The sequence below is a fragment of the Streptomyces cirratus genome, assembly GCF_014650775.1.
GTDB lineage: Bacteria > Actinomycetota > Actinomycetes > Streptomycetales > Streptomycetaceae > Streptomyces > Streptomyces cirratus.
In genome coordinates this window covers 305,240-318,568 of the sequence record NZ_BMVP01000006.1, presented here as the reverse complement: position 1 = coordinate 318,568, position 13,329 = coordinate 305,240, and the positions used below count along the sequence as shown (strand labels likewise).

Here is a 13,329-nt window from a genome sequence, read left to right as displayed (position 1 = left end):
GCGTCAAAAGGGGTGGCGCCCTCGCGCCGAGCCGTGCGAGCGGCGCGTCAGAAAGGGGCGGCGCCGAGCCGTGCGGCGGCGCGTCAGAAAGGGGCGGCGTGGCGGCGGGCGCGGAGGGCGAGGCTGAGGGAGAGGACCGTCTCGGGGTCGTCCAGGTCCGTGCCCAGGAGCTCCGAGATGCGGGCCAGGCGGTTGTACAGGGTCTGGCGGTTCAGGTGGAGCTCGCGGGCCGTCTCCGCCTTGCGGCCGGCGTGGGCCAGGTACGTCTCCAGCGTCGGCAGCAGAGGCGGCCGCGACGCGGCGTCGTGCACCCGTAGCGCGCCGATCGCGCGGTCCACGAACGCCGCCAGGTCGGGGTGCTCCCGCAGCCGCCACAGCAGCAGGTCGATGTCCAGGCGGCGCGCGTCATACCAGGGCCGGGCCGGCAGGCCATGGGCGGCCGTCGCCGTCTCCGCCGCGTGCCGCAGGCCCGCGGAGGCCGCCGCCCAGCTGCCGGAGACGCCGACCACCACCGCCGGCGGCGCCCCCGCCCGGTCCAGGCCGGCGCGCTCCACCCCCGCCCGCAGCGCGGCCGCCACCCGGTCCGCCACCGTCGTGCGCTCCGACTCCGAGCGCAGAGAGACCAGCAGGGGGACCCTTCCCTCCACCGGGCGGACCCCCAGGAGGACCGGGACGCCCACCGAGCTCAGCTCCTCCAGGACCGCCCGGGCCAGCACCGCCCAGTTCCCCGACGGGCCCAGGGCCGAGGACAGCCGCATCACCACCGGCAGCAGCGGCCCCGCCCCGGGCTTGAAGCCGAGCACGCGCGCCTGCGCCGGGGCGTCCTCCGCCGAGATGCGCCCCTCGGCCAGGTCCGTGAGGAAGTCGCCCCGGCCGCGCGCGGCCAGCTCGTCCTCCTGGCGGGCCTGCATCAGCACCACCGCCAGCACCCCCGCCGTCCGCTCCGCCGCCATCCGGTGCACCGGCAGCAGCGGCGACGAGACGCCCAGCAGCACGACCCGCGCGCGGACCGAGCCCGTGCCGTGGCCGCCGCCCGGGACGTCGATGACCACCGTGTTGGCGGACGGCTCGGCCTCCCGCTGGCCCCGCAGCCCCTCCCACACCTGGAGCGGGTCCGCCGCGGCGTCGCCGCCCGCGGGACCGGCCGCGTACAGCAGCTGCCCGTCGGGGGTCTCCAGGAAGACCGGGTTCGCCGTGAAGTCGGCCACGATGCGCAGCACCTGCGGGATCCCGCCACCGCCCAACAGGGCCTCCGTACACCGCCGGTGGACTTCCTCGGCGCGCTGGAGCAGCGCGTAGTGGCCGTTGACGATCTCGGTGTGGACCTCCTCCGTCACCGTGACGAAGGGGACTTCCCGGTGCAGCTGGACGAGCGGCAGGCCGGCCGCGCGGGCGGTCTCGACGATGGTCGCGGGCAGCCGGGTGAAGCGGGGTCCGAGCTCGACGACGAGCGCGGCGATGCCCCGGTCGGCGAGGCGCCGTACGAAGGCCCGCTGCTCGGCGGGCCGGGTGCCCAGCCCCAGCCCGGTGGTCAGCAGCAGCTCGCCGCCCTTGAGCAGCGACGCGATGTTGGGGACCTCGCCCGCGTGCACCCAGCGCACCGTGCGCCCCAGGCGGTCGGCGCAGGCCACCACCTCCGGCAGTCCGCTGCGCAGCCCCGGCAGTTCCAGCGCCCGCTGAACGGTGATGCCGCCCTGATTGTCCATATCGCGGGACGGTACCGCCCGTCGTGTTCCGCGCACATCACCGGGCGGTTGCGGAGCCCGATCTGTCCCCTTCCGGCCCGACAACTCGTATGACACGCAAGGAGATTATCGGACTGCCTGCCGATTGTGGTGTGCGTCACGCGACGACAGAGTGACGCCCCTCCCGCAGTGACTCCCTTCCCGACAGGAACGAGGACGGCATGAGCGCAGATGCCACCGGCACCCCGCCCGCGGCGGCCGCACCACCTCAGGTCCACCGGCTCAAAGCCAACTCCGTCGGCCTGGTCGGGGTGGTCTTCATGGCCGTCGCCACCGCCGCCCCGATCACCGCGATGACCGGCAACCTCCCCATCGCGGTCGGCTTCGGCAACGGCGTCGGAGCCCCTGCCGGATACCTCTTCGCGACCGCCGTGCTCACCGTCTTCGCCGTCGGGTACGTCGCCATGGCCAAGCGCATCACCGCCGCCGGCGCGTTCTACGGGTACATCTCCCACGGCCTCGGCCGGATCGCCGGCATGGCCTCCGGCATGCTCGCCGTGCTCGCCTACATCGTCTTCGAGGCCTCGATCGTCGGCGTGTTCTCCTACTTCGCGAAGACCACCGTCCACGACCAGCTCGGCGTCGAACTGCCCTGGGTGCTCTACGCCGCGGCGATGCTCGCCGTCACCGCCGTCGCCGCCCACTTCGACATCAACCTCACCGCCAAGGCCCTCGGGGTGATGCTGGTCGCAGAGATCGCCGTGCTCTTCGCCGTCGCCACCGCCGTCCTGATCGCGGGCGGCGGCCCCGACGGCATCCCCGTCGAGCCGGTCAACCCGAAGAACGCCTTCACGGGCACCTCCGCCGGGCTCGGCCTCTTCTTCGCCTTCTGGTCCTGGGTGGGCTTCGAATCCACCGCGATGTACGGGGAGGAATCCCGCGACCCGAAGCGCGTCATCCCCAAGGCGACCTTGATCTCGGTCGTCGGCGTCGGCCTCTTCTACATCTACGTCTCCTGGATGACCATCGCCGGCAACGGCCTGGCCGAGTCGGTGGAACTCTCGGCCTCCGCGAGCCCGCTCGACCTGTTCTTCGCCCCCACCGAGACCTTCATCGGCGGCTGGGCCGTGAACGCCTTCCAGTGGCTGCTGCTGACCGGCTCGTTCGCCTGCGGCATGGCCTTCCACCAGTGCGCCGCCCGCTATCTGTACGCCATCGGCCGCGAGGGCTTCCTGCACCCCGCTCTCGGCCGCACGCACGCCGAGCACGGTTCCCCGTACGTCTCCTCGGTCGTGCAGACCGCCATCGCCACTGCCCTGGTCGCGCTGTTCTGGGTCACCGGCCAGGACCCGTACATCCACCTCTACACCCTGCTCGCCATCCTCGGCACGATGGCGATCCTCATCGTCCAGACCCTGTGCTCCTTCGCCGTGATCGGCTACTTCCGGCGCAACCACCCCGAGGACCGGCACTGGTTCAAGACGTTCACGGCCCCCCTGGCCGGCGGGATCGCGATGGCCGCCGTGGTCGTCCTGCTGGTGGTCAACATGGAGACCGCCGCCGGGCTGGCCGCCGACTCCTTCTTCTTCACCCTCATCCCGTGGATCGTCGGCGTCGTCTTCTTCGGCGGCCTGGGACTGGGCCTGTGGCTCAAGCTCAAGGCCCCCGAGCGCTACGAGATCATCGGCCGCGTCGTGCTGGAGGACGCCGCCGAACGCGCCGAGGACCCCGCCCCGTCCGTCGCCGCGACCATCCTCCGCTGACCGGCAGAGCCGTCCACCCACAAGGAGCCCCCGCCATGGCCCGTACGCCGCAGATGCACGCGCTCCGCCGGCTCGCCGCCGAACACGCCGCGGCCCGCCGCCTCGGCCTGCCCGTCGACGACGTCAGCGGACTCGGCCGGCGTGAACTGCTCGGCCGTGCCGCCGCCCTCGGTCTCGGGACCGTCCTCGCCTCCTCGGCCGGCGCGTCCGCCGCCGAGTCCGCGCCCGCCCCCAAGGCGCCCGTCGCACCCCGCCCGCGTCGCCGTCGTCGGAGCGGGGATATCGGGACTGACCGCCGCGCTCACCCTCAAGGACGCGGGCGTCGGCTGCACGCTCTACGAGGCCAACCCCAGCAGGGTCGGCGGCCGCATGTACAGCCAGCGCACGCACTGGGCGTACGGCCAGACCTCCGAGATCGGCGCCGAACTGATCGACACCACCCCCGCGGGCACCGCCCTCGACGACATGACCCTGTACGAGTGGATCGAGACCCGCGTTCCCGGCGGCCACGGCTCGCGGCTCGGCAGCTTCATCGACGTCGCCTACAACGTCGAGTACGGGGCCGACACCGACCAGCAGTCCGCCCTCGCCCTGGTCCTGCTGATGGGCTACCAGACCAACCCGGGGCACTTCAACGTCTGGGGTCTGTCGAACGAGCGCTACGACATCACCGGCGGCAACGACCGGCTCCCGAACGCCATCGCCCAGGCCCTGCCCGCCGGTTCGCTGGTGATGGGCCGCGAGCTGACCGCCGTACGGGTCTCGGCCGACGGCACCCAGAGCCTGACCTTCGACGACGCGGGATCGGTGCGCACCGTCGTCGCCGACCACACGGTCCTGTGCCTGCCCCTGCCGTTGTTCCAGCGGATCGACCTGTCCGGGGCCGGCCTCGACCCGCTGATGAAGAACCTGCTGCGCGACGCCCGCATGGGGTACTGCACGAAGCTGAACATGCAGTTCACCGCCCGGCCCTGGCGCGGCACCGGCCCCTGGCCCGGGGTCTCGGCCGGCGAATGCTTCACCGACTCGCCCGTCCAGCAAGTCTGGGACACCACCAAGGTCCAGCCGGGCACGGGCGGCATCCTGCTCCAGTACGGCGGCGGCAGCCTCGCCGGGGCGCTCACCCCCGGCTCGCCCTTCGCCACCGAGTCCGACCGCTACGTACGCGACCTCGCGGGACGGGTACTGGCCGGCGTCGACGCCTTCTTCCCCGGCACCAAGGCCGCGTGGAACGGGCGGGCCCAGCTCTCGGCCTGGCACGAGAACCCGCACTCGCTGGGCGCGTACTCGTACTGGCCCACGGGCTACCTGCACCGGTACGCCAAGTACGAGGGCACCGCCCAGGGCCGGATCCACATCGGCGGCGAGCACTGCAGCTACGACTTCCAGGGATTCATGGAAGGCGGCGCCACCGAGGGCGAGCGGGCGGCACGGGAGGTGATCGCCGCCCTGACGTGACCCCTACAGCGGCTTGATGTTGTGGTTGAAGCGGAACACGTTGTCCGGGTCGTACCGCCGCTTCACCGCACCCAGCCGGGCCAGGTTCTCGGCGCCGAGCCCGGCGGCCACCCGCTCCGCGCCCTCGTCGCCGGTGAAGTTGAGGTACACCGCGCCGGTGCTCCACGGCCGGGCGTCGGCGCGGACGTCCTTGACCCACTGGCGGCACCGCTCGTCGTCGGCCGGGTCCTGCCAGATGCCGAAGGGGTGCACGGCCCAGGGCGCGTCGCGGTAGGGCACCGGCCACTCCTTGGGGCCGGAGGCGATCGCGCCGCCCTGCGGCATCACCAGGTGCTGGGTGCCCGTGGGTACCGGCATGGCCTCGCCCCGGGCGCAGAAGACGTCCACGAACTCGTCCGGCAGCCCGGTCAGGTACTCGGCCGACCAGTAGTTCCGCATGTCGGGCGGGTCGTCGAGCATGCATTGGAGATCGGCGTAGGGGATGCCCGTCACCATCTCCACCTCGTGCGGGATCGCCAGGAGCGGCTCGGCGAGCTTGCGGACCTCGTCCTCGGGGCCCGTGTACGTCACGAGCGCACCCGTCATCAGCTTCCCCACCAGGTGCGGCGGGACGAACTCCTCGGGCGGCCCGGTCAGGTAGAGGGCGGCGCCGCTCACCTCGGGGGGTCCGGCCGCGACGACCTCCCGGAACGCGCGGATGACGTCGGGGCCGTGCTCGGGCCGGTAGAGCAGGAACGCGATGGACATGGCCGGCAGGTCGTGCAGGCGCAGGGTCAGCGAGGTGGCGACGCCGAAGTTCCCGCCGCCGCCGTGCAGGGCCCAGAACAGTTCCGGGTTCTCTTCGGCGGTGGCCTCCACCACGTTTCCGTCCGCCGTGACCAGTTCCGCGCCCAGCAGGTTGTCCACGGCCAGCCCGAACGTGCGGTCCAGCCAGCCCGTTCCGCCGCCCAGGACGAAGCCGCCCACGCCGGTCGTGGAAGCCCGGCCGCCGGTGGTCGCCAGGTCGTACGGCTGGCAGGCCCGGTCCAGGTGACTCATCGTGGCCCCGCCCTCGACCCGTACGGCCTTCGCCGCCGGGTGGACGGTCACCTCGTGCATCCGGCGCAGGTCGATGACGACACCGCCGTCGTTGACGGCCATCCCGGCGACGCTGTGGCCGCCTCCGCGCACCGCGACGTGCAGGTCCAGGTCCCGCGCGAACCGCACGGCGGTCACGACGTCGGAAACGCTCTCGCACTGCGCGATGACGGCCGGCCTGCGGTCGATCATCGCGTTGAAGACGGTGCGGGCCTCGTCGTAACCCGGATCACCGGGGGCGAAGACCTCCCCGGCCAGATCCTCGCGCAGCGCGGCAAGTGCCGTGGCCGCCTTGGTGAAGGGTGCCATGACCCACCCCTCCTTCCGTGGAGGGCGAAGAAACCCTTCCAGCCTAGGCGGGGGCCGCCGTCCCGGCGCGCCGGAGCGCGCCGGGACCCGCGTCAGCCTCCGTAGGCCCCGCTGGCCGTCAGCCGCAGCGCCGTGTCGATCAGCGGGACGTGGCTGAACGCCTGGGGGAAGTTGCCCACCTGCCGCTGGAGCTTGGGGTCCCACTCCTCGGCCAGCAGCCCCAGGTCGTTGCGCAGCGACAGCAGCTTCTCGAAGAGCCGGCGCGCCTCGTCGACGCGGCCGATCATCGCGAGGTCGTCGGCCATCCAGAACGAGCAGGCCAGGAAGGCCCCCTCGTCGCCCTCCAGGCCGTCGACACCGGCGTCCTCGCCGGCCGTCGGGTAGCGCAGGATGAACCCGTCCGGGGTGGACAGCTCGCGCTGGATCGCCTCGATGGTGCCGATGACGCGCTTGTCGTCCGGCGGCAGGAAGCCCATCTGCGGGATCAGCAGCAGCGAGGCGTCCAGTTCCTTCGACCCGTAGGACTGGGTGAAGGTGTTGCGTTCCTTGTCGTAGCCCTTCTCGCAGACGTCGGCGTGGATCTCGTCGCGCAGCTCGCGCCAGCGCTCCAACGGGCCGTCCACGTCCCCGCTCTCGATGAGCTTGACCGTGCGGTCCACCGCGACCCACGCCATCACCTTCGAGTGCACGAAGTGGCGCCGCGGCCCGCGCACCTCCCAGATGCCCTCGTCCGGCTCGTTCCAGTGCGTCTCCAGGTAGCGGATCAGCTTGAGCTGGAGCACCGACGCGTAGTCGTTGCGGGCCAGGCCCGTCATGTGACCCAGGTGAAGGGCCTCGGTGACCTCGCCGTACACGTCGAGCTGGAGCTGGTGGGCGGCGCCGTTGCCGACGCGGACCGGGCGGGAGTTCTCGTAACCCGGCAGCCAGTCCAGCTCGGTCTCGCCGAGCTCCCGCTCGCCCGCGATCCCGTACATGATCTGCAGGTTCTCCGGGTCGCCGGCGACCGCGCGCAGCAGCCAGTCCCGCCAGGCGGAGGCCTCGTCGCGGTAGCCGGTGCGCAGCAGCGAGGACAGGGTGATCGCCGCGTCCCGCAGCCAGGTGTAGCGGTAGTCCCAGTTCCGCACGCCGCCGATCTCCTCCGGCAGGGAGGTGGTCGGCGCCGCGACGATCCCGCCCGTGGGGCCGTACGTCAGCGCCTTGAGGGTGATCAGGGAGCGGACCACCGCCTCCCGGTAGGGGCCGTGGTAGGTGCAGTGCTCGACCCAGTCCCGCCAGAAGTCGGTGGTGGCCTCGAGAGCCGCCTCGGCGTCCGGGTTGTCCGGGGCTCCCTTGTGGGAGGGCTGCCAGCTGATGGCGAAGGTCACCCGGTCACCCGGTCCGACGGTGAAGTCGGAGTACGTCGTCAGGTCCTTGCCGTAGGTCTGCGCGTCGGTGTCCAGCCAGACCGAGTCCGGGCCGGCGACGGCCACGGTGCGCCCGTCCACCTTGTGCACCCAGGGCACGATCCGGCCGTAGGAGAAGCGCATCCGCAGCGCGGAGCGCATGGGGACGCGGCCGCTGACCCCCTCGACGATGCGGATCAGCTGCGGGGCGTGGTCCTCACGGGGAGGCATGAAGTCGATGACGCGCACCGTCCCCCGCGGGGTGTCCCACTCCGATTCCAGCACCAGGGAGTCACCGCGATAGCGCCGGCGGTCGGCCCGGGGGGCCGGGGTGCCGGACGGGACCGCGGGTCCTACCCGCCAGAACCCGTGTTCCTCGGTGCCGAGAATGCTCGCGAAGACAGCATGGGAGTCGAAGCGTGGAAGGCATGCCCAGTCCACGGCTCCGTCCCGGCAGACCAAAGCCGCGGTCTGCATGTCGCCGATCAGTGCGTAATCCTCGATGCGCCCGGACACGTTGCATCTCCAGTCGAACAGCCACGTCCGCCCCTGAGGGCGCTTGCAATGCGCGGATGCGCGGTCTCTTGTGTGTAGGGATCCCCGCGTCGAGCCTAGATTGCCGGATGTGGCGTGGTTACACCGTAGGCCGGACTGCTCGGCGCGGTTGTGCAGCGATATTCGAGCAGGATATGACGGCAGACTAGTGATCCCCTTAAGCCCCGGGACAATGCGACTCGTCCGATCGGGTGACCAGGACGGATACCCGAGGTGGACGGCCCCCGACCCGGTCCCGTGAGGGCGCGGGAGCGTGGCCGGAGGCGGACGGGTCCGGGCGCTGATAGGCTGGTACCCCGTGGACCGGTGGTCTGCCTGTGCGAATCAGGAGCCCCGAAACCGCTGCTTCGGCGCCCCCAGAGACCCTTCGGATCTCCGCGGAACGGCGTCGGACGCACCTCACCTCGCGACCACGGGAGCCCCCTCTTGGCGATGCCGGCACGAAATTCGTCATCCTCGACGACCAAGCACATCTTCGTCACCGGGGGTGTCGCTTCGTCCCTCGGCAAGGGCCTGACGGCCTCCAGCCTGGGTGCGCTGCTCAAGGCGCGCGGTCTGCGGGTCACGATGCAAAAGCTCGACCCGTACCTGAACGTCGACCCGGGCACGATGAACCCCTTCCAGCACGGTGAGGTGTTCGTCACCAACGACGGCGCCGAGACCGACCTGGACATCGGTCACTACGAGCGTTTCCTCGACGTCGACCTCGACGGCTCGGCCAACGTCACCACCGGCCAGGTCTACTCGCAGGTCATCGCCAAGGAGCGGCGCGGCGAGTACCTCGGTGACACCGTGCAGGTCATCCCGCACATCACCAACGAGATCAAGCACCGCATCCGGCGGATGGCGACCGACGACGTCGACGTCGTCATCACCGAGGTCGGCGGCACCGTCGGCGACATCGAGTCGCTGCCGTTCCTGGAGACCGTGCGCCAGGTCCGCCACGAGGTCGGCCGCGACAACGTCTTCGTCGTGCACATCTCGCTGCTCCCCTACATCGGCCCGTCCGGCGAGCTCAAGACCAAGCCGACCCAGCACTCGGTCGCCGCGCTGCGCAACATCGGCATCCAGCCCGACGCGATCGTGCTGCGCGCCGACCGCGAGGTGCCGACCTCCATCAAGCGCAAGATCTCGCTGATGTGCGACGTCGACGAGGCCGCGGTCGTCGCCGCGATCGACGCCAAGTCGATCTACGACATCCCCAAGGTGCTGCACACCGAGGGCCTGGACGCCTACGTCGTCCGCAAGCTCGACCTGCCCTTCCGCGACGTCGACTGGACGGTGTGGGAGGACCTGCTGGACCGGGTCCACAACCCCGACCACGAGGTCAAGGTCGCGCTCGTCGGCAAGTACATCGACCTGCCCGACGCCTACCTGTCGGTGACCGAGGCGCTGCGCGCAGGCGGCTTCGCCAACAGGGCCCGCGTCCAGATCAAGTGGGTCACCTCCGACGACTGCAAGACGCCGGAGGACGCCGCCGCGCAGCTGGGCGACGTCGACGCGGTCTGCGTGCCCGGCGGCTTCGGCGACCGCGGCGTCAACGGCAAGGTCGGCGCGATCACCTACGCCCGCGAGAACAAGATCCCGCTGCTGGGCCTGTGCCTGGGTCTGCAGTGCGTGGTCATCGAGGCCGCGCGCAACCTGGCGGGCATCGAGGAGGCGAACTCCACCGAGTTCGACGCCTCCACCCCGCACCCGGTCATCTCCACGATGGAGGAGCAGCTGGCCTTCGTCGAGGGCGCGGGCGACCTCGGCGGCACCATGCGCCTGGGCATGTACCCGGCGAAGCTCGCCGAGGGTTCGATCGTGCGCGAGGTCTACGGCGACCAGGCGTACGTGGACGAGCGCCACCGCCACCGCTACGAGGTGAACAACGCCTACCGCGGCGAGCTGGAGAAGAAGGCCGGCCTGGTCTTCTCGGGCACCTCCCCGGACAACAAGCTCGTCGAGTACGTCGAGTACCCGCGCGAGGTCCACCCCTACCTGGTGGCCACCCAGGCCCACCCGGAGCTCCGCTCCCGCCCGACCCGGCCGCACCCGCTCTTCGCGGGCCTGGTCAAGGCCGCGGTGGAGCGCCAGCAGTCGGCGAAGTGATCGCGTAAGCGCATAACGTAGGCAGCCGGGGCACGGATCGTGCCCCGGCTGCCTACGTTTTTCTGGAAGGTATGGGGCAATGGGCAAAGACGAGGCCACCGACATCGCCGCCGACATCGCGGACACCCCGGAGACGTGGGAGGTCGTCGCCTCCCGAACCCCGTTCCAGGGCGCGAAGACGGCGGTGCGCTCGGAACAGGTGCGGATGCCCGACCGGGCCGTCGTGCGCCGCGACTACCAGGTGCACCCCGGCTCCGTGTGCGTGCTCGCGCTCGACGAGGAACAGCGCGTCCTGATCATCAACCAGTACCGGCACCCGGTGCGGCACAAGCTGTGGGAGCTGCCGGCCGGCCTGCTGGACGTGCCCGGCGAGAACCCGCTGCACGCGGCCCAGCGGGAGCTCTACGAGGAGGCGCACGTCCAGGCCCGGGACTGGCGGGTGCTGGTCGACTTCTTCGCCACCCCCGGCGGCTCGGACGAGGCGATCCGGATCTTCCTCGCGCGGGACCTCGCACCCGCCCGGGGGGAGCGCTTCGCGGTGTCCGAGGAGGAGGCCGACATGAAGCTGGCCCGGGTCCCGCTGGAGGAGCTGGTACGCGGCGTGCTCGCGGGCGAACTCGGCAACCCCGGCCTGGTGACCGGGGTCCTCGCGGTGTCCGCGGCCCTCGCCCGCGAAGGCGGCACCGAAGCCCTGCGCCCGGCCCTCGCCCCCTGGCCGGCCCGCCCCTACGAGGCGTGAGAGGCCGTAGGAAGCCGCAGGAAGCGGCCGTTGGGCCGGACGGACTGCTGATGTGACGATCGGCTGATCCGATCGGGCGATCTACCAGCCGCGCTCCACACGGACCGTCGCTCTGCGTGAACTACGCTCGGCAACCCTAAGGCAGGGAGAGGAGCGGATCCGTGACGGATTTCGTCGGGCGGCGGCGTGAGCTCAAGGAGCTGCGCGAGGACATCGCGCGGACCGGACTCGACACCCTCTCGGGCCGCAAGGCCAAGGCCCCCCGCGCGAGGGTCCTCCTCATCGCCGGGCGTCCGGGTTCGGGACGCACGGCGCTGGCCGAGGAACTCGTACGGGAGGTCCGCGATGACTACCCCGACGCGGTGCTCCGCGTACGGCTCACCCTGCCCGGCGGAGGGGCCGTCGCCACCGAGCGGGCGGTGCGGACCCTGCTGGAGGGGCTGGGGCGGCCCACCCCGCCCGGCGCCGGCGAGGACGACCTCAGCTCGGCCCTGCGCGCGGCGCTCAAGGGCAAGCGGGCCGTGCTGCTCGTGGACGACGCCGCCGATCCGCACCAGGTCGACGCGCTGCTGCCCGACACCCCCGAATGCCTGGTCGTGGTCACCGCCGAGGGGCCCCTCACCGGGATTCCGGATGTCCGCCCCTGCACCCTCGGCGGGCTCGACACCCCGTCGGCGGTGAAGATGCTCGCCGGGGGCATCCGGGACACCCGGATCACGGTCGACCCGCTCGCCGCCGAGGCCCTCGCCCAGGAGTGCGGGGGGCAGCCCGCCGCGCTCTGCCTGGCCGGTGGCTGGCTCGCCGCCCACCCCCAGGCCTCCGTCGCCGATCTGGCCAAGCAGCTCCACGACATGCCGCCCGGCACCGACGGGCCGCTCGGCCGTGCCTTCCGGCTCGTCTACGAGTCCCTGCCGCAGCCCGCCCAGCGCACCCTGCGGCTGCTTCCGCTCGCGCCCGCCGGGATCGTCGACTCGCACACCGCGTCCGCCCTCGCGGGCTGCTCCGTCGCCGCCGCCCAGTCGGTCCTGGAGGACTTCGCCGGGCTGGGTCTCGTACGGCACGCGCAGGACGGGCTGTTCCTGTTGCCCGGTTGCCTCGCGCCCCTGTTGCGGGCGCTGCTGGAGGCCAAGGAGCGGCCGGCCGAGGTGCAGCTGGCCCGGGCCCGGATGCTGGAGCGGACCGTGCGGCTGCTGGTCTCCTGCCGGGCCATGGCCGCGGACGACGAGGAACACGTACGGGAGCGCCTGGACGGGCTGCCCCGGGCGCTGCGCTTCCCCGACCGGCGGGCGGCGGCCACCTGGCTGGACACCCGGCTGCCCGCCCTGACCGCCTCGGCCTCCCTCGCGGTGGCGGACGGGGAGCTGGACACCCTGGCCCGCAGGCTGGTCGCCGCCCTCGTACGGGCCCTGGCCGAGCACCGGGGCACCACCGCCGCCGCACCCGAGCTGTACGGGCTGCACCGCCTGGTCCTGGACGTCGCCGAGCGCTGCGGCCTGGCCCGGGAGCGGGCCGCAGCGCTGCTGAACCTGGCCGATCTGGACGCCGAGACGGGCCGTACGCACGAGGCACTGGAGCGCTACCGGGCGGCGCTGGACGCCGGAAAGGCGGCGAACGATCCCTACGCGACGGGCCGCGCGATGGAATCCGTAGGCGGTGCGTACCAGGAGCTGGCCGACTGGCACCGGGCCTGCGACTGGTTCGGCCGGGCCCTGTCCCAGGCACTCGCCCGGGGGGAGCGCGCGGACGAGGCGAGGCTGTACGGGCGCCTCGGCAACGTACACATGTACGCCGGCCGGTACGGGGACGCCCTGCGCAGCTGGCGCGCGGCCGCCGCGGGGTACCGGAAACTGGCCGATGTCCCGGGCCAGGCAAAGGCGTTGAGCGAGATGGCGCGTATTCAGGAGTACGCCGGCAGGCCCGCCGAATCCCTGCACACCTGCCGTCAGGCCGTCGAGCTGGCGCGCAGGGCCGGGGACCTGCGGCTGCAAGCCGCGCTCCAGGTGCGACTGGCCGACACGCTCGACCGGCTGGGCGACCCGGCGGCCGCGCGACTGCACCGGTCGGCAGCCGACAGATTGCTGGGAGATGACCCCGCAGCCTGCGAAATCCGCAGTGATTCCGACTGAGATTATTTGTTTGCAAGGCTAGACAGCGACTCATCCTTCATTAGACTGGCTTCACCACGTCATCTCGTGGTGCATCCCGTTGCGCGTTCTTGTGGGCGGGTATGTATGGAAGTGCCCCGAAATATCCCCTGAGCCAAGGAC

At 71.9% G+C, this 13,329-nt stretch carries 8 protein-coding genes; 5 read left to right on the top strand and 3 right to left on the bottom strand.

The genetic code is table 11. The features are described from left to right. Positions 1-83 precede the first annotated feature (83 nt). Positions 84-1,706 (bottom strand): PucR family transcriptional regulator, encoded by a 1,623-nt coding sequence (locus IE207_RS18805; RefSeq protein WP_190185384.1) that lies wholly within the window; start codon positions 1,704-1,706, stop codon positions 84-86. A gap of 200 nt (positions 1,707-1,906) precedes the next feature. Between IE207_RS18805 and IE207_RS18800 the strand changes: the two genes are divergently transcribed. Beyond that, the gene (locus tag IE207_RS18800) at positions 1,907-3,448 is read left to right on the top strand and encodes an APC family permease (RefSeq protein WP_190185383.1); all 1,542 of its coding nucleotides are present in this window, start codon (positions 1,907-1,909) and stop codon (positions 3,446-3,448) included. Between the two features lie 141 nt (positions 3,449-3,589). Further along, on the top strand, positions 3,590-4,906 hold the full coding sequence (locus IE207_RS18795) for a flavin monoamine oxidase family protein (protein WP_308433624.1): 1,317 nt from the start codon (positions 3,590-3,592) through the stop codon (positions 4,904-4,906). A 3-nt stretch (positions 4,907-4,909) separates the two neighbouring features. Here the strand turns inward: IE207_RS18795 and IE207_RS18790 are convergent, their stop codons facing one another. After that, the gene (locus IE207_RS18790) at positions 4,910-6,292 is read right to left on the bottom strand and encodes an FAD-binding oxidoreductase (RefSeq protein WP_190185382.1); all 1,383 of its coding nucleotides are present in this window, start codon (positions 6,290-6,292) and stop codon (positions 4,910-4,912) included. A gap of 92 nt (positions 6,293-6,384) precedes the next feature. Next, the gene (locus IE207_RS18785; RefSeq protein ID WP_190185381.1) at positions 6,385-8,190 is read right to left on the bottom strand and encodes a glycoside hydrolase family 15 protein; all 1,806 of its coding nucleotides are present in this window, start codon (positions 8,188-8,190) and stop codon (positions 6,385-6,387) included. A 471-nt stretch (positions 8,191-8,661) separates the two neighbouring features. On the opposite strand from IE207_RS18785, the gene pyrG reads away from it, so the two are divergent. From pyrG to IE207_RS18770, 3 genes are all read left to right on the top strand, one after another. Next, a complete protein-coding gene (gene pyrG, locus IE207_RS18780; protein ID WP_190185380.1) occupies positions 8,662-10,323 on the top strand; it encodes a CTP synthase in 1,662 nt (553 codons plus the stop codon). A 79-nt stretch (positions 10,324-10,402) separates the two neighbouring features. Further along, positions 10,403-11,062, top strand: a complete 660-nt coding sequence (locus tag IE207_RS18775; RefSeq protein ID WP_190185379.1) for an NUDIX domain-containing protein — start codon at positions 10,403-10,405, stop codon at positions 11,060-11,062. Between the two features lie 161 nt (positions 11,063-11,223). Further along, positions 11,224-13,188, top strand: coding sequence for a tetratricopeptide repeat protein (locus IE207_RS18770; RefSeq protein ID WP_190185378.1), 1,965 nt, complete (start codon positions 11,224-11,226; stop codon positions 13,186-13,188). Positions 13,189-13,329 lie beyond the last annotated feature (141 nt).

Coding starts and splice junctions, on each gene's coding strand:
- IE207_RS18800 (WP_190185383.1), top strand. CDS start 1,907: ATGAGCGCAGATGCCACCGGCACCCCGCCCGCGGCGGCCGCACCACCT.
- IE207_RS18805 (WP_190185384.1), bottom strand. CDS start 1,706: ATGGACAATCAGGGCGGCATCACCGTTCAGCGGGCGCTGGAACTGCCG.
- pyrG (WP_190185380.1), top strand. CDS start 8,662: ATGCCGGCACGAAATTCGTCATCCTCGACGACCAAGCACATCTTCGTC.
- IE207_RS18790 (WP_190185382.1), bottom strand. CDS start 6,292: ATGGCACCCTTCACCAAGGCGGCCACGGCACTTGCCGCGCTGCGCGAG.
- IE207_RS18775 (WP_190185379.1), top strand. CDS start 10,403: ATGGGCAAAGACGAGGCCACCGACATCGCCGCCGACATCGCGGACACC.